The sequence below is a fragment of the Arenibaculum pallidiluteum genome (genome assembly GCF_017355985.1).
GTDB classification, from domain to species: Bacteria; Pseudomonadota; Alphaproteobacteria; order Azospirillales; family Azospirillaceae; genus Arenibaculum; species Arenibaculum pallidiluteum.
In genome coordinates this window covers 57,412-75,021 of the sequence record NZ_JAFIQU010000012.1, presented here as the reverse complement: position 1 = coordinate 75,021, position 17,610 = coordinate 57,412, and the positions used below count along the sequence as shown (strand labels likewise).

Below are 17,610 nucleotides of genomic sequence, written 5' to 3'. Positions count from 1 at the left end.
ATGATCGCCGAGGAGCGTCGCGGGCGATAAGTTCCTCGCTGTTGCTCTTTCGGCAAAGCGATCGGGAAGAGGCGAGATGCGCATACAGGACTGCTACAACTTCCACGATTTCCGGCGCATGGCCAGGCGCCGCCTGCCGGGACCGATCTTCAACTACATCGACGGCGCCGCGGACGACGAGACGACCTACCGCCGCAACACCGCCGCCTTCGAGAGTTGCGACCTCGTCCCGAATGTGCTGCGCGGCGTGAGCGAAGTCGACATGTCGGTGACGGTGATGGGCCAGAAGCTTGCCATGCCGGTCTACTGCTCGCCGACCGCGCTGCAGCGGCTGTTCCATCACCAGGGCGAGCGGGCCGTCGCCGCAGCCGCCGCCAAATACGGCACGATGTTCGGCGTGTCGTCGCTGGGCACCGTAAGCCTGGAGGAGGCGCGGCAGATCAGCAGCGGCCCGCAGGTCTACCAGTTCTACTTCCACAAGGACCGCGGGCTGAACCGCGAGATGATGGCGCGCGCCAAGCGGGCCGGCATCGAGGTCATGATGCTGACGGTCGACAGCATCACCGGCGGCAACCGCGAGCGCGACAAGCGCACCGGCTTCGCCATCCCGTTCAGGCTGAACCTGGCCGGCATCACGCAGTTCGCGATCAAGCCCTCCTGGGCGATCAACTATCTCACCCATGAGTCCTTCAAGCTTCCACAGCTGGAAAGCCACGTCGACATGGGACGCGGCGCCATATCGATCAGCCGGTACTTCACCGAGATGCTGGACCCTGCCCTGTCGTGGGACGACGTGGCCGAAATGGTGCAGGAATGGGGCGGCCAGTTCTGCCTGAAGGGCGTCATGTCCGCGGCTGACGCCGAGCGGGCCGCCGAGATCGGCTGCACGGGCGTCGTGCTCTCGAACCATGGTGGACGTCAGCTCGACGGGTCGCGCTCGGCCTTCGACCAGCTTGCAGAGGTCGTGGATGCGGTCGGGGACCGGATCGACGTCATCATGGACGGCGGTGTTCAACGCGGTACGCACGTGCTCAAGGCGCTCTCGCTCGGCGCGAAGGCGGTCGGCGTCGGGCGGTATTACCTGTTTCCCCTCGCCGCCGCGGGGCAGGCCGGTGTCGAGCGGGCACTGGAGCTCATGAAGATCGAGATCGAGCGGGACATGAGACTCATGGGATGCACGAAGATCAGCCAACTGAACCGGACGAACCTGCGCTTCAGATGACGCCGGGCTGTGGTCACCCCTCGCCGGACGCAGCCTTGGCGATCGCAGCGTCGAACACGTGTCTCGGCCGCCTTGCCGATGTTCCGTGGAAGTCGATCAGGGGGCGCCGCTCATCGTGTAGGGGTCAGCCCGGTCCATGACCAGGCGCGTGCGCCACGCGAGAAGCTCGGCATCGGCCGCGATCTCGCGGATCGCCGGCTCGTTGTCGGGGCGCGCGAGGCGCTTCGTTCCGCTGCCCCCAGACCAGCGCCGCATAGCCGAGGTCGGTGACCTCCTGCGGGCCCGCGCGCCAGACCTCGCAGGCGTTCCGCGTCCACTGACCGGCTGCGGAACGCGGCATCGTGACTGATGCGGAAGAGGATCCCGGAGAGATTCATGAACGGCACGCTGGTCGGCCAGCCGTCGACGCTCCGTCCTCGCGGCCTGTGGCGCGGAATATGACGGACGGCCGCTCCCGCCGTTCCGGCCGCCCGGTTGAGGGCTCGGTCGAACTCGCGGCCGTTCAAGATGCCGAGGAGACGTCCGCCACAATCTCAAGCAGGCACTGTTGCTCTGGAAGGTGGACCATCATCGGGGCAGTCATGATATTTCATTCCGGTTCACTGCATAGTTATGAATTGTCCGTGCGCCGGCCGGCGCGCTGTTCCCGGACCATCGTTCCTGCGGCCGGCCCTGATGGAACGTCCTCGGTGACGCCGAGCATGGTCTGACGATGCGAATTCTGATCGTCGAGGACCACTTCCTCGTCTCGGAAGCCCTGCGGCTGACCCTGGTCGAGGCCGGTCACATTGTCGTTGCCGTCGCGTCCGAGGCGTCCGAGGCGGTTCGTCTGGCCGCCGAACATAGCCCCGATCTGGCGCTCGTCGACATCCAGCTCGCGCAAGGGAGCAATGGAATCGACGCCGCCAGGGCTATGGAACAGGACTTTGCCGTGCCCTGCTTCTTCGTCACCAGCAATCCGGAAGCCGCACGGCTGGCTGGCAGGGTTGGCTTGGGCTGCCTGACAAAGCCGTATACGGCGGAGGAGGTTCGCGCCGCGGTCCAAGCAGCCGAGAAAATCCTCAATGGCGGCGAAGTGGACGCAAGAGGCGGCTTCGAATTGTACTGAACGGGCGGCAGCGACGCGGGTCAGTTCATGTCGAAGTCCTCGGCCTCATGAGCCTCGGCTACCGGGATGATGATCGGCTTGTCGTTGAACATGCCGTGCACGGGCGTACAAACGAAGTACCGTGACTGTCGCGCATCCAGGAAGATGGCGAACACGTCGTCATCATGATACGGGTCCGGGCGCCCGACCTCGGCGATACGCGTCGTTCCACCCTGGATGAAGGCAATACGCCATATCCTTCGTGGATCGAGCTTTCCAAGCTGGCTTTCCACGTTACCGCGAACCAAGCGGTAGAGCTCGGCCTGCGCCTGCACGTCGTTCGTGTGCGGGACGAAGAACCTCATCAATCCTCCGACTTGTCGGGGCTCCGACATACGCACGGCAATCACCATTTGCTAAGCTCCTCTCGGCATCATGAGGCGCAGCTTTGACGATCCGCTTTCAAAGCGGCATGGTCGGCGCGTCGTGTGTATGCATTATGCAGCTCAGGCAACAGCCTGCATGCCGGATTGTCACCCGGGGCTACCAACCTGGATTCCGTCTGATCGCCTGAGTAGGTGCCGGACCATGGCGGAGGCTCCTAACCGAGGCTTCCAGCCGTGGACGCAGTTATGGTCCCTCGTGCTTGGGATCCGGACCAGGCGCCGCCCGATATGGCCGCTCCGGAACCGGATCATCATCCGTCGGCCCGCGCGCCGCACGAGGATCCCATAGACGGTGCCCCTCTCCTGCTGCAGTGACGCCGCGGAACGGAGCTTCCACAAGGCTCCGCTTTCCCGTCAGTCTGCATGGAGAGAGCGGCCGGTTGGTCCGGACGGTCCCCGGCACCTTCGAAAGCGGTTTCGGACGGTCACTGAGGCCGGTGCTGCGCCTTGGCATCACCGGCGATGTGAGCGGCGAGTTCACGAAGGACCAAGGCCACGCCCGTCGCTCCATAGGTGTCCACGAGGCGCGGGATGATTTCGAGCATGAATGCCGCAAGCAACGCGTGCTCCGAAACGCCCGCCGCATGACAGGCCGCGGTCGCGGCCCGAACCCGCGTCAGAGCCTCCGTCAGACCGGGCGTGGTGGTTTCGGGGTCGTCGCCCCCATTTCCGAAATGGTCGATGCTTGGCAGACGCATTGCCATAGGTGAACTCCAAATGTGAGGCGCAATGGACTGTGACCGCTGTCAGTGGAGCACACGCCCGAGAGTCCACCGGAAGACCTCGGTATACGCGTCGGGCAGCGGAACATCGGGGTGATGGAAGCGGTGAATGAACAGGGCAGCCTCGAACGCATGCCGATCCGGCACTCCACCTGCCCTCATCTCATCAAACGCGCGTTCGACGGCGGCGCGGCAGCACATTGTGAGTCTCCGTGTCGGAACGCGAGGCTCTGTTCCTGGGATGTGCACTGCGAGGTGCCGCAGATCCTGCGGAGACGGCCTTGCTGAGCGGCGTCCAGGTCAGTGACGCACTTCCTGATCCAGACGCAGCGGGCGCGCACTCAGCGGCGGCGCTCCCCGGCCTTGGGGCCCGCCAAGCCCTGCGATATGGGACAGGCAACTGCCCCCGGATCCGAGCCATGACCAGCCGCTTGAGCTCGTTGGGAATCCTCGAAGGCACGCGCCATCGCACCACGAGGTCCGCGGCGATGCTTTCGGCCGCGATCTCGCGTCCATTTTCATAGCGATGCTGGTCCGACTCGCTCCAGCCGTCAGCCACGCGGTAATCGAAGGGACGCCCGGCAACAGCCTCCTGGAACCCCTGAAAGAACTTGGGATGGCGCAGGATGACCTTTGCCTGCCGCCACGAACGTGCAAGGCGGAACGCATCATTCATCACGCGGGATCCAGGTCGATTACGCAGGCTTCGCCATCCGCTGTTCCCGCCGCCAGGAACGTGCCGTCGGCCGACCAGGCAAGGGCCTCCACGGCGCCGCCGCCGGGCGGGCGCAGGAGGAGCTCGGCGCTCGCGTCGAGCGCCGCGGCGACGACGGCGCCGTCATCGAAGCCTGCGGCGAGCACAGGCAGGCGCGGGTGCCAGGCCACGCGAGTGACAAGGGCCTTCTCACGTGCGGCTAGAACGACGGGCTGCCGGCCCGACGGCCCTCTCCCGGAGAAGGACCACAGGATTGCCCCTTGGCTGCCGGAGGTCGCCAGCAGGCCCGACCGGCAGCTCCAGTCCATGGAGCGCACCTTGGCCGTATAGCCTCCCATGCGGACCTCCGCCGACTTGCCACCCAGCGGCCATCCGTGCAGCTCTCGCTCTTGCATGGATGTCATGAGCCATGCACCGTCGGGGCTCCAGCTGACGCCGATGTGCGATCCCGGGAAGGCGAGATCAACGGGCACTCCGTCGATGCCGCTACACCACCGCAGCGTCACACCACCGTAATGGGCGATCGCCAGCCGCTTGCCCTTGGGATTGAAGGCGATGCCCGCGACGGTGCTCGGATGCTCGGCCGCAGCGCCCAGCAGGACGCCCTGGCGGTCATAGAGGCGAACCTCCCGGTCGGCAGCAATCGCCCGGAACTCGGTCACAGGGCTGACGGCAAGTTCCTCGATCCAGCAGCCCGGGAATGATGCCAGCTCAATGACACTGCCATCCGCCTCGATGCGCAGTGCGCGCCCGTCGTCCCCACCCGACAGAAATGCGCCCGGTCCGGTCTCGGCAACCAGCCGCAGCACGGCGCCGTGGTGGAGCGAAACCGTAGCGAGAGACGTGAAGCCGTCCGCCCGTGAGCCCAGGCGCACGGTCCCGTCGCCGAGCGCGAATGCGACGGTGCTTGCACCGCGGTCAAAGGCCAGGGCCGTCACGGGTGCGTCGAAGGTATGGACGGCAGGCCGGCTTCGCGGCACCTGGAGCATCGTCGCATCAGGCCGCGCAGGCATCGAACCCGGCCCGGAGTATTGCCGCATCGAGATTGCGGCCGATCAGGACGAAGCGGCTGATCCGCGGCTCGCCATCTCCCCAGCGCGGCAGGTTGGTGCTGTCCGCCAGCATATGGACACCCTGCACGACCGTCTTGCGGTCCGAGCCGGCGAAGGCCAGGATCCCCTTGAAGCGCAGGATGTCTGCACCTTGCTCGATCAGAAGGCGGCGCATCCACAGGTCGAAGCGCTCGGGTTCGAGAGGGCGCCCACTGGTCAAGGAAACGCTGCCGATCGCCTGGTCGTGCTCGTGGTCGTCCTCGGACAGGAATTCCGGCTCCATCTCCAGGATTCGTCGGAGGTCAAAGCCGCCGCGGCCAAGCACCTGATCGATCGGGACGGAGCATCGCTCGGTCCGGTGGATCGTCGCGAACGGGTTCATCGCGCGGATGCGTGCCTCGACGGCACCAAGCATGTCCGCGTCCACCAGATCGGTTTTGTTGAGGAGGATCACGTCGGCGAACGCGACCTGCTCCTGCGCCTCGTGACTGTCCTCCAGACGGCTCAGGAGATGCTTGGCATCCGCCACCGTCACGATGCTGTCGAGCTTCGCGCGACCGGCCACGTCATCGTCGACGAAGAAGGTCTGCGCGACGGGCGCCGGATCGGCCAGGCCAGTGGTTTCGATCAGGATTCCGTCGAGATCGCCCTTGCGCTTCAGGAGCCCGCCGATGATGCGGATCAGGTCGCCGCGCACGGTGCAACAGATGCAACCGTTGTTCATCTCGAAGACCTCCTCGCGCGCGCCGACGACGAGATCGTTGTCGATGCCGATCTCCCCGAACTCGTTTACGACCACGGCGTAGCGCAGGCCGTGGCTCTCGGAGAGGATGCGGTTCAACAGCGTGGTCTTTCCGGCTCCGAGATAGCCGGTCAGGACTGTGACGGGGATCTTGTCCATGGTCGTTCCTCTCATTCGCCGGCGAGCGCGCCCGCGATTTGGCGGGCGTTCTGGCGGATCATCTCGACATAGGTCGCGGCTGGGCCGCCGGGCGCCGACAGCGCGTCGGAGTAGAGCGTGCCGCCCACCTTGGCCCCGCTCTCGCGAGCAATCTGCTCGATCAGGCGGGGATCAGTGATGTTCTCGATGAAGACGGCGCGCACGCGCTCCTTTCGAACCTGACGGATCAGCCGCGCAACCTCGCCGGCCGAAGGCTCCGCCTCGGTGCTGAAGCCCACGGGGGCCAGGAAGGTGATGCGGTAATCGCGGGCGAAGTAACCGAAGGCGTCGTGCGAAGTCAGCACCTTGAGACGGTCGGCCGGCACGGCGGCAAATGTCCTCCGGACCCCGGCATCCAGTCGGTCGAGTTCCTCCCGGTAGGCCGCGGCCCGGGCGCGGAACACCTCCGCGCGCAGCGGCGCTGCCTGGATCAGCCCCGACAGGATGTTGTCGACGTAGATCATGGCGTTCAAGATCGAGTGCCAGGCGTGCGGATCCGCACCACCATGGCCGTGACCATGCCCGTGGTTCTCGTCCTCGGAGATCGGCTTAACCCGGGCGCTCGCCGTGACCACGCGAGCCTTCGTGCCCGAGGCGCGGATGAGCCGATCCATCCAGCCCTCGAAGCCCAGGCCGTTGACCACGACGAGGTCGGCGCCTGCGACGGCGCGGGCGTCGGCGGGGCTAGGCTCGTAGACATGCGCGTCCTGGTCAGGGCCGACCAGCGTTGTGACGCTCACCTCCTCGCCGCCGACCTGGCGCACCATGTCGTCCAGGATGCTGAAGCTGGCAACCACCTTCAGTGGCTCTGCGGCGACAGGCGTTGCGGCCGCGAGGCCGAGGACCAGCAGAAGGCGCCTCAACATGGGGTCTCCATGGTTCGTCAGGATTCCAGGTGCCGGGCGGGCAGCAGCGCGGCCCGGAAGCTGCCGCGCGTCCCGAGCAGGACGGACGCGCAGTAGAGCGTCCCGGCCGCGAGCACGATGGACGGTCCCGAGGGGAGGTCGAAATGGAACGAGACGAGCAATCCGCAGTAGCCCGCGGCCAGGGCCATGCCCGAGGCGACGACCGAGGCCGGCCAGACGCCGTCGGCCCAGAACCGCGCTGCCGCCGCCGGCAGCATCATCAGGCCGACGGCCATCAGCGTGCCCAGCGCCTGAAACCCGCCGACCAGGTTAAGCACGACGAGAACCAGGAAGGTCAGGTGGTAGCGGCCCCCATGGCCGCCAACCGCACGCAGGAAGCCGGGATCGAAGCACTCGACAACCAGGGGCCGGTAGATCCAGGCGAGGCCCAATAGGGTCGTGGTAGCGATGCCGGCGACCACCGCGAGCGCGTGATCGTCGACCGCCAGCACGGTGCCGAAGAGCACGTGCATGAGGTCGACGTTTCCGCCCCGGGTCGAGACGATCAGCACGCCCAAAGCGAGCGAGATCAGGTAGAAGGCCGCGAAGCTCGCGTCCTCGCGCAGCGGCGTGATCCGGCTGACCACGCCGGCGAGGCCTGCGACCGCCAGCCCTGCGGCGAGGCCGCCAAGCCCCATGACCGGCAGCGACAGCCCGGCCAGCAGGTAGCCGACCGCAGCCCCGGGCAGGACGGCGTGGGCAAGCGCGTCGCCCATCAGTGCCATCCGCCGTAGAATCAGCAGCACACCCACGGGACCGCAGCCGAGTGCCAGCGCCAGGACAGCCACCAGCGCCCGGCGCATGAAGGTGAAGTCGGCGAATGGCCCGATCAGCCATCCATAGAGATCCGTCATGCGGATCGCCTCCGGCATACGGCGGCGCGGTCGTCCCAGGCTTCCGACATGGTCCGCGCCCGCGCCAAGTTCGCGGGCGTCAGGACCTCGCGTGTCGGTCCCCAGGCGACCGGCTCGCGAGCGAGCAGCAGCGTCTCGGGAAAATGGGCACGCACTTGGTCAAGGTCGTGGAGCACCGCCAGCACCGTCCGGCGCTCGGCGGCCCAGCGGGCCACGATGCGCAGCAGGTCCTCGGTCGTCCTGGCATCGATCGCGGTAAAGGGCTCGTCCAGCAGGATGAGCCGGGCGTCCTGGAGCAGCATGCGGGCAAACAGGACCCGCTGGAACTGGCCGGCGGACAGGCTGCGGATCGGCCGGCGCGAGAAGCCATCGAGCCCCACTGCCGTCAGGGCCTCGAGAACGGCGGCGCCGTGCTCGCGCCGGAGCGCTCCGAATGGGCCGATGCGCTGCCAATGGCCGAGCATGACGACCTCCTCGACGGAAATCGGGAAGGAGCGGTCGATCTCGGCCTGCTGGGGCAGGTAGGCAACGCTGGCGCCGTGGAGTTCGATCGCTCCGTCGAGAGGGCGCAGCAGGCCGGCGATGGACTTGAGTAGCGTGCTCTTCCCGGCTCCATTGGGGCCAACCACTGCCGTCAGCGAGGCTGCGGCGATCGTGCCACCAAGGTGATGGACGGCTGGCCGACGCTCGTATCCAAGCGTCAGGTCGCGAAAGATGATGCTTGCCGCGAGGCTCATGCGAGCGCCCACAGGACTGCCGCCCACAGACCTGCTGACAGCACCGTGGCCACCGCGACCCGGCGGACCGCCGACGCTGCGAGAAGTAATCCGGACTGCATCATTTGGCGTGCACCCCGGCGCACGTCGGTTGGGAAGGGGCAATGGGCGCGGCGCGCCGTCGGAACGTCATGTCGCTGTCCTCATGCTGTCCGGCACAGCATAGATATGTTATATCATAACATCAAGTTCCCACATAGCCGGCGGCCTTACCTTGGCCAAGGCGCCTGACGCCGAGGTGCCGCACCAGCGTTCCAGCCGCCCTTCGCCATCATCGCGTCAGGATTTGAGAGCCTCGCCGAGCGCCCCTTGAGTCGGTCAGTTTGATCTGCCAGACCGCTGCCGCGGGGTGCTGAAGAAGAAGTCCTGTCCCACCTTCAGGTCGTTCAAGAGCGCCGGATCGACGTCAATTATGCAGTGCTGCTGGCGAAACTCCTGCCAAACCGCATCCAACGCATGGACCTGAAAGCAGGCGGCACAGAATCTATGGATTGCAACGCTACTTGCACGCAAATGTGCAATCCGAGCTCACGACGAGAGCGTCGCCCGGCTTCACGCGCCTGAGAGAGCGGAAGCAGTGACCCTGCCGGCCCTCTTCGCCTCGGTAGACCTGCAAGCGCATGGGGGCGAGCTGACCGGTCCGAACGCAACGGGCAGCGGCTCTCGCGGGCCTATGGACCCGCTTGGGCCGGACTGGTCGAACGCATCACCCCACGTCGAGGATGGGTGGCCGCTTCTCTCCCCAGCGCAATTCCTCCTCGAGCGACCTGGCGATCTGCAGGAGCGCATGCTCCCCGCGGTTCGGGGCGACGATCTGCATTCCCATGGGCAGGCCGGATCCGTTGAAGCCGACCGGCACGCTGATCGCCGGGCAGCCCGACATCGTCACCGGAATGACGACCTCCATCCAGCGATGGTACGTGTCCATGGTGCGGCCCGCGATCTGCCTGGGCCAGGGAGTCTCCACGGCGAAGGGGAAGACCTGCGCGCTCGGAAGCACGAGATAGTCGTAAGCTTCGAACAGGCCCCGGACCGTGTGGTACCAGGCCGTGCGGACCTTGGAGGCCTCCGCCACCGCGAAGGCGGACAGCTTCGCTCCCTGCTCGACCTCCCATTGCGCCTCCGGCTTCAGGAGCGCGCGCTTGGCGGGATCGCGATAGGCGGCCGCGAGGCTGGACCCGACGAGCCAGGCCCGCAGGACGAGCCAGGCGTTCCAGATCGCCTCCGGAGGGAAATCGGGCAGGACGGCCTCGACCGTGCATCCGACCCGCTCCAGGGCCGCGAGGCCCCTGCCGCACAGATCGAGAATGCCCTCTTCCAGCGGGAGATAGCCGCCGAGATCGCCGAGCCAGCCGATGCGCGTGCCCTTGAAGTCCCGGGTGAGATCCCGGGCCAGACGCGCCGGGTCCTCGCCGATCGAGAGCGGTGCGCGCGCATCGTAGCCGGACTGGACCGACAGCAGCGCGGCAAGATCCTCCACCGTCCGCGCCATCGGGCCCGCCACGCCGAGCTGCGGAAGGAAGACCTCCTCGCTGTCGGAGGGGACCCGGCCGAAGGAGGGCCGCAGGCCGAGCACGTTGTTGAAGGCGGCCGGGTTACGCAGGGACCCGGCATGATCGCTGCCGTCGGCCACGGGAAGCATGCGCAGGGCAAGCGCCACCGCGGCACCGCCGCTCGATCCCCCCGCGGTCCGGGTCTGGTCGAAAGCGTTCCGCGTCGGCCCGAAGACGGGATTGTAGGTCTGGGAGCCGAGACCGAATTCCGGCGTGTTGGTCTTGCCGATCAGAATGGCGCCCGCCGCGCGGATCCGTTCGACAAAGATGGCGTCGGCGGCGGGGATGGTATCCCGAAAGAGCGGCGAGCCCTGCGTGGTCCGGATGCCCCTGGTTGCCGCGAGGTCCTTGATGGCCTGCGGCAATCCGTGGAGCCAGCCGCGCACCTCGCCGCGCGCGAGCTCCCGATCGCGCTCGGCCGCCTCGGCGAGCAGATCGGCCTCGTCGCGCAAGGACACGATCGCGTTCACGCGTGGATTGAACCGCGCGATGTGATCGAGATAGGCCCGCATCACCTCCACGCAGGAAACCTCCCGCATGCGGATCTTCTGCGAGAGCGTGCAGGCATTCATCAGCACGAGATCAGAGGGCGTCCGCAGCTCCATGCTTGCTCTGCTCCGGTTGGAAGGGGGGAGGGTCTGGTCCAGAGGCGAGGCGGGACTTCAGGACGAAGCTGCTCGCCCGGCTCGCGACCGTGGACCAGGCGCCAGGCAGCCCGTGCTGGTCAGCGAAGCCGTGGCCGAGCCGGGGTGCCGTTGCCGCGCGCCCTGCTCGGCGGTACGCCGGCGGACGGCAAGGTCGCACAGGCCGGGCCTGCGCAGCCGGATCTCAAGCAGGCCGCGCTCCTGGCGATGCTGCCTCATGGTCCGCATGCGATCGGCGGCCGGCGTCATCCTCGCGTCCTCTCTGCCGTAGAGCGTTACACACCGTAACGCGTGACAGGTCCCGCGATAAGCCCTGCTCGGCAGCTTTGGAAGATTGCCCTGGTCGGGCACCGCGCTCTCCAGGTACCGACCCTTTGCCCCGGATGCCGGCGGCGGCATCGCCGTAACGTGCAGTTCGGGACGCCGACCTCGTCCGAGTATCGTCTCTCGACAGCTGCGCCTCGCTGGGACGGACCGGCGAGCGCATTGCTTTGCTCCACGGGTCGTGGCGGCACGCCAGAGCCAGGCTGACGGAAACCCGGCAGGTCCTGCGTGACGAGATCGACGCCAGGCAGGTGCTGGGATTGACGCAGGGCGTGCAAGCGGCGGGTGCCTATCTGAAACGGGTCGGGAGGCCGTCTCAGGGAATGCCGGCCGGACGTATGATCACCAACCGCAATCCCGACTGAAGACGATGGCGAAATCAAGCTAGGCCGCTGACGTTTCCAGGCCGCTGCAGCTAGCGTAGGCTCTCCTGCTCGGCCGACGGGACCCAGTGGTCCGTACGAGCGCCTCGTGGCAGTGTCGGTCCGTTCGTCTTCCGCCAAGTCGGATGCCGGCTTTCACAACCCACTCTCGCGAATCAGCACACCCAGCATCTGGCGCCAGAAACGACCGGCAGGACTGACCGGCTCCGCCTCGATCACGACATGCCCGCGCATGGCCCGGAGCGGGGCCGGCATGGGTTCCGCCGTCTCGAACGTCGCGAGATTGACGGCCTCCTGGATCTGGATCTCGCCCTGCGAGGTCAGGTGCGATGCCACCTCGCCGCCATAGACGGATGCAACCTCGGGATCGTCGGTCGTGCGCGCTGCCGTTGGAGCCAGCGACACCAGCCGAAGATGAACCGACGGCGCCAACCCGTCCTGGCCATAAAAGCGGGCCGCGGCGCCCGCCACCAGGCGGGAAAGCTCGGATTCCGGCACATAGGCGCGGACGAGCGCGCGGTCGCTGACGATCATGCCGACGGGCTCGCGTGCAGCAATCCAGTCGCCCGAATGCAGATGGTCCGGGACGTCGATCACGATGCCCGGAACGGTCGCCCGCACCTCCAGCTCGGCCCGGCGGGTCCGCAGCGCCTCGAGTTCAGCGCCGGCGGCTTCGAGCTCCTGCCAGGCAACGACGCTCCTCTGCGCAGCTTCGGCATCGACAGAGGCCAGCGCCACCTGTGCCGTGACATGCTCGAGGCGCTTCTCGGCGGCCGATATGCGCAAGCCGAGATCCGGCAGGTCCAACTGGGCGACCAGGTCTCCCGGAACGACCCGCGTCCCCTCCTGGGGCGGCACGGCAAGCCGGCCCGCGACGGGCGTATAGAGCAAGGCCTCGGCCGATGCCTGCAGGACACCCTGCGCGGTGACGCTCTTCTGCCAGGGCAGCACGGCAACCGCCCCGAGGGCGCAGGTTGCGGCCAAGAGGAAGGAGGTTCTGATGTTCATGCGGAAGCGGCTTCGGCGTTCGGCCCAGACCTTCAGCTCGTTCGCGATCGGGCGGAGGACGAACCACCACATCTCGACCGCGAAGAGGAAAAGCCCCAGCAGTTTGAATGCCATGTGGTAGACCAGGATCGCGATCCCGGTGAAGACGACGAGGCGATACAGCCAGATCACCCAGGCATAGAGGGTGAAGATAATCCGACGCCGGCGTGGCAGCGGCTCGGGCGCTGGGTCGCCGAAACCGAAGAGGGTCTCGCGCAGGCGCCAGCGGCCGTGAGCGAAGGCTCGGTCCTGGAGGTTCGGCTCGTCGAGCAGATCCGAGATCAGATAGTAGCCGTCGAAGCGCATCAGCGGGTTCACGTTGACCGCAAGGGTCGAGATCCACGTCGTCCCCGCCAGGAGATGTGCGGCATCACGTGCCGCGCCATCGGGCAGCAATGCCCATGCGACCGAGGCGAAGGCGGCCAGCGCCAGCTCGACCATGATCCCCGCCGCGTCGATGGCGAGCCGCTGGCGCCGCGAGGTCAGGCGCCATGCACCCGTCGTGTCGGTCCACAGCATCGGCCACAACACGATGAAGGCGATACCCATGGCTGGAACCCGGCAGCCGAAGCGGCGCGCCGCATAGCCATGCCCGAATTCGTGCAGCACCTTTACGCCGGTCAGGACAAGCGCCACCGTCGCAGCCCCTTCAAGGCTCGCGTAGCCGGCAAACCCCGCTAGGAAGGCGTCCCATTGGCGCCCGACCAGCCACAGCCCAAGCAGGGCCGCGAGGCCAACCACCATCAGAAAGCCCCGCGAAAACATCCAGGCGACGAGCGGCAGGGTTGCTTCCAGAAAGCGGTCAGGCCTGACCAGCCTCAGGCGAAGGAACAGGTAGTTCTTCAGCAGCCACGTCAGCGGTCCTTTGCGAACCGCCTCGCGCTGGCGCAGCAGGCGTGCCTGGGCCTCCGGCCCGCGCGCCGTGCACAGCCCGTGGTCCTCGAGAAATCGAGCGAAGGCGGAGACATCGGGCTCGCCCACGGCGATGGTGGTCTCGCGCAACAGCGCCTGCGCGACGGCGCCGGAGGCGCCCAGGCTCCAGCGCGATAGCATCTCGAACTCCAGCCAGCCGATCCGGAAGTACCGATTGGCCAGGGGATCGTGCAGCGTCCAGGTCGGAGCGCCATGCAGGCTGTGTGGTCCCTCCAGCAGCCGGAGGTCGTCACGCAGCTGCGGAAGGGTCATAGCCCCAGCCACTGCCGCACCGCCGCGATCGGCCGGCGCAGCGCCCAGAGCGCCAGCGGAGCCTCCTCGCCGTAGATCTTGGCCGTGCCCTTCAGCCCGATGCGCAGCCCCTCGCCCTGTCCTTCGAAACCGGCCTTCAGCCGATAGGACAGCGTGCCGTCCGTGTCCGGCGACGTGCGGTAGCCGATCCGGTCGACGCGCGCCGCAACGGGCGCATCCGGTGCCACGTTCAGAAAGAACAGAGCCTCGGCCCCGACGTCGATCGGCAGCGCCTCCCCGACCGGCACGCGGATCTCGAGCGCGACCTGCGCGGGGTCGGCGAGCAGCATCACCCGCTCACCGACCGTCACCGGCTTGCCGGTCCAGTCGTTCACGTCGTCGAAGACGGCGACGCCATCGCGCGGTGCCGACACGCGCACCCGCTCGAGCAGCGCCTGGACAAGCGCCACTTCGGCGTTCTGCTGCTCGACCTTGGCCTGGAGCACGGACAGCCTGGCCTTGGCCTTGGGATCGACCACCGCGAGCTGCGCCGCTTGCAGGTACTCGGCCTGGGCGATCTCACGCGCCTTGATGGAAACCTTCAGGCGGCTGCGAAGCTGCGTGTCATCGATCGCGAAGAGCGCCTGGCCGGAACGCACGGCCTCGTAAGGCTGCACCTCGAACCGGTCGACAATGCCCTCGATGGGAGCGCGCACGAGCACGGGATCGCGCGGGACGATCTCGGCCGGCGCCAGCACCGATTGCCGGACCGGGTAGAAGCCTGCCGCGAACAGCGCCGCGACCAGTGCCAGGGCCAGCTTGCCGGGGAGCGGACGCTTGGCCCAGGGCAGCCGGCCAGTCTGGTGCGCCAGGATCCAGGAGTGGGCGTAGGCCCCGCAGAGATACTCGAGAACGTGCTCGTCGGCCTCGGTCCAGGGCTCGTCCCGCACGAGGAGGAGCGCTCCGACGACGATCCCGCCAGGCGCCACCATGGGCACCCACAGCGCCTGGCGTGGCAGCCAATCAGCCCATTCGCGCGCGATACCCGGATGATCCGTCAGCGCATCCGCCGCGATGGCATGAATCCGCCCAGCTTCAGCCGTGCGCGAGACCACTGCGAACAGCTGAGAGAGCCACCGCAGATAGGGACCATCGGGATCGTGCAGGGCCACGCCGGACGTCGCGACGATGCGTCCGCCGCGACGCTCGGCCGCCTGCCACAGCACCGCCTGACGGTACGGGAGGACCGAGGCCGTCTCGTTGACGATCAGAAAAGGAAGCGTGTCCGCCGTGCTGCCGCGCGCCCTGTGCTCGAGCTGCAGCAGGGTGCTGAGGCGCAGGAGCTGGCGATTCAGGCTTTCGCTCATCGCGCCTCGCGCGCGCCATCGGGAGGCTCGATCAGGGCGCGCCCGCTCATGCCGGCCAGCAGTTCCGGCGCGCGCTTGGACAGCCGGGCATAGACCTTGATGGAGCGGCTGACCGGATCGACCCGGCCGGCCAGGCGTACGACCGTGGCCGGGTAGCTGCGGCCCGTCTCCTCGATCGCCACCGCGAAGCCATGGCCGGGGCCCAGCCAGGAGAGCCAGGCGGAGGGTACGATCATCTCGGCTTCGAGTTCGCCGTCGTCCGCGATCTCCAGCAGGGGCTGGCCCTCGCCGATGAACTGCCATTGGCGCGCAGGCACGTCGACGATCCGGCCGGCGAAGGGGGCCGTGACGGTGCACCGCGCAACCATCGCCTCCATCAGCCGAACCTCAGCCGCGGCCTCCTGGACCTCGGCCTCGTTCACGTCGACGTCGAGCCGCGTGACCGAGCCGAGCTTGACGAGCCGCTCGTTCACTTCGCGCACACGGCGGCGTTTCTCGAGAGCTGCCCGGCTGCGGGCGAGCTGGCTCTGCTGGATGGCGCAGTCGAAGCGGACGACGACCTGGCCTTCCTTGACCGCCTCACCGTCCCGCCATGGCAGCTCGACGATCCGGCCGGCCATGGGGCTCGCCATGGGGGTGTTCCGGCGCGGCACCAGCTGCGCCCGGATCTGCCGCTCCAGGGCAACACCGAGCTCGTCCGACGACGGAGCGGGAAGGTCCTGGGCCGCGAGCGGTCCCGCGATGCCCAGGATCACGAGAAGCGCGGGGAAGAGCCGTATCAGGGTCATGTCACGGGAGCGGGAAGGATCTGGGACATTGGAATGCCCGTCGATAACGGCATGGTCGGCTCGGCTGCTTTCTCGGACGCGGGCGGCTCTGGCTGCGGCAGGGCCGGCAGCATGCCGGACTCCATTCGGACGAGGGATGCGCGAACCTGCTCGCGCAGGATGTGGTAGTCGTCGCTCTGCGCGCCCGCGGGCAGCGGGTCCATACCGATTGCGACGTAGATGTTGGAGACGGCGCCCTGCAGCTCCGACAGCGCTCGGTCGCGCTCCAGCTCGGCCGCGATCGCCGAGGTGCTGCGCCGGATCCGCTCCAGCTCCGGCACCGCCTGGGCGTCGTTCCCGCCGCGGGTGAGGCTGGTGATCTTCGCCTCAACGTCGCTGATCGCTTGGGCCGTGCGGTAGGCTTCGCGCGCCTGAAGGAACTGCTGGTAGCTGATGTTGATCTGGGTGATGACTGCGATGCTGAGCGCGAGCCGCCGCGCCGCCGTCACGGCACCCTGGCTCTCGGCCACTTCGACCGCCTTGGGGCCCTGAAGCAAGCCGATCAGGTTCCAGGTCACGCGGAAGCCGGCCTCGTTCCACTGGTTGTTAACGAGATAGGAATTGCTGTCGTAGTTGGGTCCCGCGAAGAGCGAGACACCCGGAACCATGCGCAGGATCTCGCGATACACGTTCTGGCGATCCACCCGCTCCTGGTAGACCTCCTCGCGCAGCTCGGGGCGCAGTGTCAGCCCATAGAGCTCAAGCTCGGCGAGCGGTGCCGTGGGCGGCTGCGGGACGGGCATCCGCTCGAGGCCCGCGGCAGCGATGGCGAAGGAGGTCCCCGGCGGGATGTTGACCAGTGATGCGAGCTGGGATTTGGCGACCGACAGGTCGGAACGCAGCCGGCGCAGCTGCGAGACGACTTGCAGGATCGTGCGCTGGTATTCCAGCGTCTCGACCGGCGCCTGCAGCCCGTCGCGCTCGATCTCGCGCGAAGCCTCCAGCGCCTTCTCGGCCTCGTTGATCACCGGCTCGATCTGCGGCAGCAGGCGCTCGGCGGTCGCGGCCCGCCAATAGGCCGAACGGACCTCGCGGATCATGTTGTTGACGACGCGTCGGCGCCGCTCGACGGCGATCAGCGCGCGATCCGCCTGCTGCTTGGCCTGAAAGTAGCTGAGGCCGAAATCCAGCAGGTTCCAGGTGAAGGTGATGTCGCCGGTCCAACGGCTCTCGTCCTGCGAGACCGAGGGCTCCAGCGACTGCCGGCGGGTCAGGATCGAGACGCTCGACGACGCGGTCTCCACGTCGCGCACGGTGTAGCCGGCATTGGCAGCCAGCCGCGGCAGCATGTTGAAGTTCGCCAGCGTGAGCTGGCTGTTCTGAAGTGTCTGCTCGAGCAGCGCCAGCCGGTGGTCGTAGTTGAAACGGAGGGCCCGCGCGATGGCTTCCTCGAGAGTCAGGGGTCCATCGATCGCCGGAACTGCTTCATAGAGCTTCTGTCGCTCGGCCTGTGCGCGTGCGAGGTGCTGGCCGTCCGAGATCGGGTCGGGCGAAATGGCGCAGGCACCGAGCAGGAGGACGCCGGCCAGGGCGCAGGAGCAGCGGACGACGCGGTTCATGCCAGTGCGGGGAGAGTTCATGT

The 17,610-nt window shown here is 67.5% G+C and carries 15 protein-coding genes; 2 read left to right on the top strand and 13 right to left on the bottom strand.

Features of this window, described 5'->3' with window-relative positions; genetic code table 11:
• Positions 1-76 precede the first annotated feature (76 nt).
• Positions 77-1,222 carry an alpha-hydroxy acid oxidase gene (locus JUB13_RS21130; protein WP_207482375.1) on the top strand — a complete coding sequence of 382 codons (1,146 nt, stop codon included), beginning with the start codon at positions 77-79 and terminating at the stop codon, positions 1,220-1,222.
• A 96-nt stretch (positions 1,223-1,318) separates the two neighbouring features.
• Here JUB13_RS21130 and JUB13_RS21125 read toward each other — a convergent pair whose 3' ends face one another.
• Positions 1,319-1,477: a hypothetical protein gene (locus tag JUB13_RS21125; RefSeq protein ID WP_207482373.1), complete on the bottom strand. Its 159-nt coding sequence runs from the start codon at positions 1,475-1,477 to the stop codon at positions 1,319-1,321.
• A gap of 457 nt (positions 1,478-1,934) precedes the next feature.
• Between JUB13_RS21125 and JUB13_RS21120 the strand changes: the two genes are divergently transcribed.
• Positions 1,935-2,330, top strand: a complete 396-nt coding sequence (locus JUB13_RS21120; RefSeq protein ID WP_207482371.1) for a response regulator — start codon at positions 1,935-1,937, stop codon at positions 2,328-2,330.
• 20 nt (positions 2,331-2,350) lie between these two features.
• Here the strand turns inward: JUB13_RS21120 and JUB13_RS21115 are convergent, their stop codons facing one another.
• From JUB13_RS21115 to JUB13_RS21060, 12 genes are all read right to left on the bottom strand, one after another.
• Complete coding sequence (locus tag JUB13_RS21115) at positions 2,351-2,674, bottom strand: hypothetical protein (RefSeq protein ID WP_207482369.1); 324 nt, start codon at positions 2,672-2,674, stop codon at positions 2,351-2,353.
• A 506-nt stretch (positions 2,675-3,180) separates the two neighbouring features.
• On the bottom strand, positions 3,181-3,459 hold the full coding sequence (locus tag JUB13_RS21110) for a hypothetical protein (protein WP_207482368.1): 279 nt from the start codon (positions 3,457-3,459) through the stop codon (positions 3,181-3,183).
• 693 nt (positions 3,460-4,152) lie between these two features.
• A complete protein-coding gene (locus tag JUB13_RS21105) occupies positions 4,153-5,181 on the bottom strand; it encodes a WD40 repeat domain-containing protein (RefSeq protein WP_207482367.1) in 1,029 nt (342 codons plus the stop codon).
• A 7-nt stretch (positions 5,182-5,188) separates the two neighbouring features.
• On the bottom strand, positions 5,189-6,145 hold the full coding sequence (locus tag JUB13_RS21100; protein WP_207482366.1) for a CobW family GTP-binding protein: 957 nt from the start codon (positions 6,143-6,145) through the stop codon (positions 5,189-5,191).
• Between the two features lie 11 nt (positions 6,146-6,156).
• Complete coding sequence (locus tag JUB13_RS21095) at positions 6,157-7,050, bottom strand: metal ABC transporter substrate-binding protein (protein WP_207482365.1); 894 nt, start codon at positions 7,048-7,050, stop codon at positions 6,157-6,159.
• 17 nt (positions 7,051-7,067) lie between these two features.
• Positions 7,068-7,943, bottom strand: coding sequence for a metal ABC transporter permease (locus tag JUB13_RS21090; RefSeq protein ID WP_207482364.1), 876 nt, complete (start codon positions 7,941-7,943; stop codon positions 7,068-7,070).
• Positions 7,940-8,680 carry a zinc ABC transporter ATP-binding protein AztA gene (aztA, locus tag JUB13_RS21085; RefSeq protein ID WP_207482363.1) on the bottom strand — a complete coding sequence of 247 codons (741 nt, stop codon included), beginning with the start codon at positions 8,678-8,680 and terminating at the stop codon, positions 7,940-7,942. Before aztA ends, JUB13_RS21090 begins: the two co-directional genes overlap by 4 nt.
• Before the next feature lie 745 nt (positions 8,681-9,425).
• The gene (locus JUB13_RS21080) at positions 9,426-10,877 is read right to left on the bottom strand and encodes an amidase (protein ID WP_207482361.1); all 1,452 of its coding nucleotides are present in this window, start codon (positions 10,875-10,877) and stop codon (positions 9,426-9,428) included.
• A gap of 881 nt (positions 10,878-11,758) precedes the next feature.
• Complete coding sequence (locus JUB13_RS21075) at positions 11,759-13,855, bottom strand: site-2 protease family protein (protein ID WP_207482359.1); 2,097 nt, start codon at positions 13,853-13,855, stop codon at positions 11,759-11,761.
• Positions 13,852-15,201: an efflux RND transporter periplasmic adaptor subunit gene (locus tag JUB13_RS21070; protein WP_207482357.1), complete on the bottom strand. Its 1,350-nt coding sequence runs from the start codon at positions 15,199-15,201 to the stop codon at positions 13,852-13,854. The genes JUB13_RS21075 and JUB13_RS21070 overlap by 4 nt, the downstream gene beginning before the upstream one ends.
• Positions 15,198-15,989: an efflux RND transporter periplasmic adaptor subunit gene (locus tag JUB13_RS21065; RefSeq protein ID WP_207482355.1), complete on the bottom strand. Its 792-nt coding sequence runs from the start codon at positions 15,987-15,989 to the stop codon at positions 15,198-15,200. Before JUB13_RS21065 ends, JUB13_RS21070 begins: the two co-directional genes overlap by 4 nt.
• Positions 15,986-17,608, bottom strand: a complete 1,623-nt coding sequence (locus tag JUB13_RS21060; RefSeq protein WP_207482353.1) for a TolC family protein — start codon at positions 17,606-17,608, stop codon at positions 15,986-15,988. The genes JUB13_RS21065 and JUB13_RS21060 overlap by 4 nt, the downstream gene beginning before the upstream one ends.
• Between the last annotated feature and the right edge of the window lie 2 nt (positions 17,609-17,610).

Coding starts and splice junctions, on each gene's coding strand:
- JUB13_RS21130 (WP_207482375.1), top strand. CDS start 77: ATGCGCATACAGGACTGCTACAACTTCCACGATTTCCGGCGCATGGCC.
- JUB13_RS21125 (WP_207482373.1), bottom strand. CDS start 1,477: ATGCGGCGCTGGTCTGGGGGCAGCGGAACGAAGCGCCTCGCGCGCCCC.
- JUB13_RS21120 (WP_207482371.1), top strand. CDS start 1,935: ATGCGAATTCTGATCGTCGAGGACCACTTCCTCGTCTCGGAAGCCCTG.
- JUB13_RS21115 (WP_207482369.1), bottom strand. CDS start 2,674: ATGAGGTTCTTCGTCCCGCACACGAACGACGTGCAGGCGCAGGCCGAG.
- JUB13_RS21110 (WP_207482368.1), bottom strand. CDS start 3,459: ATGGCAATGCGTCTGCCAAGCATCGACCATTTCGGAAATGGGGGCGAC.
- JUB13_RS21105 (WP_207482367.1), bottom strand. CDS start 5,181: ATGCTCCAGGTGCCGCGAAGCCGGCCTGCCGTCCATACCTTCGACGCA.
- JUB13_RS21100 (WP_207482366.1), bottom strand. CDS start 6,145: ATGGACAAGATCCCCGTCACAGTCCTGACCGGCTATCTCGGAGCCGGA.
- JUB13_RS21095 (WP_207482365.1), bottom strand. CDS start 7,050: ATGTTGAGGCGCCTTCTGCTGGTCCTCGGCCTCGCGGCCGCAACGCCT.
- JUB13_RS21090 (WP_207482364.1), bottom strand. CDS start 7,943: ATGACGGATCTCTATGGATGGCTGATCGGGCCATTCGCCGACTTCACC.
- aztA (WP_207482363.1), bottom strand. CDS start 8,680: ATGAGCCTCGCGGCAAGCATCATCTTTCGCGACCTGACGCTTGGATAC.
- JUB13_RS21080 (WP_207482361.1), bottom strand. CDS start 10,877: ATGGAGCTGCGGACGCCCTCTGATCTCGTGCTGATGAATGCCTGCACG.
- JUB13_RS21075 (WP_207482359.1), bottom strand. CDS start 13,855: ATGACCCTTCCGCAGCTGCGTGACGACCTCCGGCTGCTGGAGGGACCA.
- JUB13_RS21070 (WP_207482357.1), bottom strand. CDS start 15,201: ATGAGCGAAAGCCTGAATCGCCAGCTCCTGCGCCTCAGCACCCTGCTG.
- JUB13_RS21065 (WP_207482355.1), bottom strand. CDS start 15,989: ATGACCCTGATACGGCTCTTCCCCGCGCTTCTCGTGATCCTGGGCATC.
- JUB13_RS21060 (WP_207482353.1), bottom strand. CDS start 17,608: ATGAACTCTCCCCGCACTGGCATGAACCGCGTCGTCCGCTGCTCCTGC.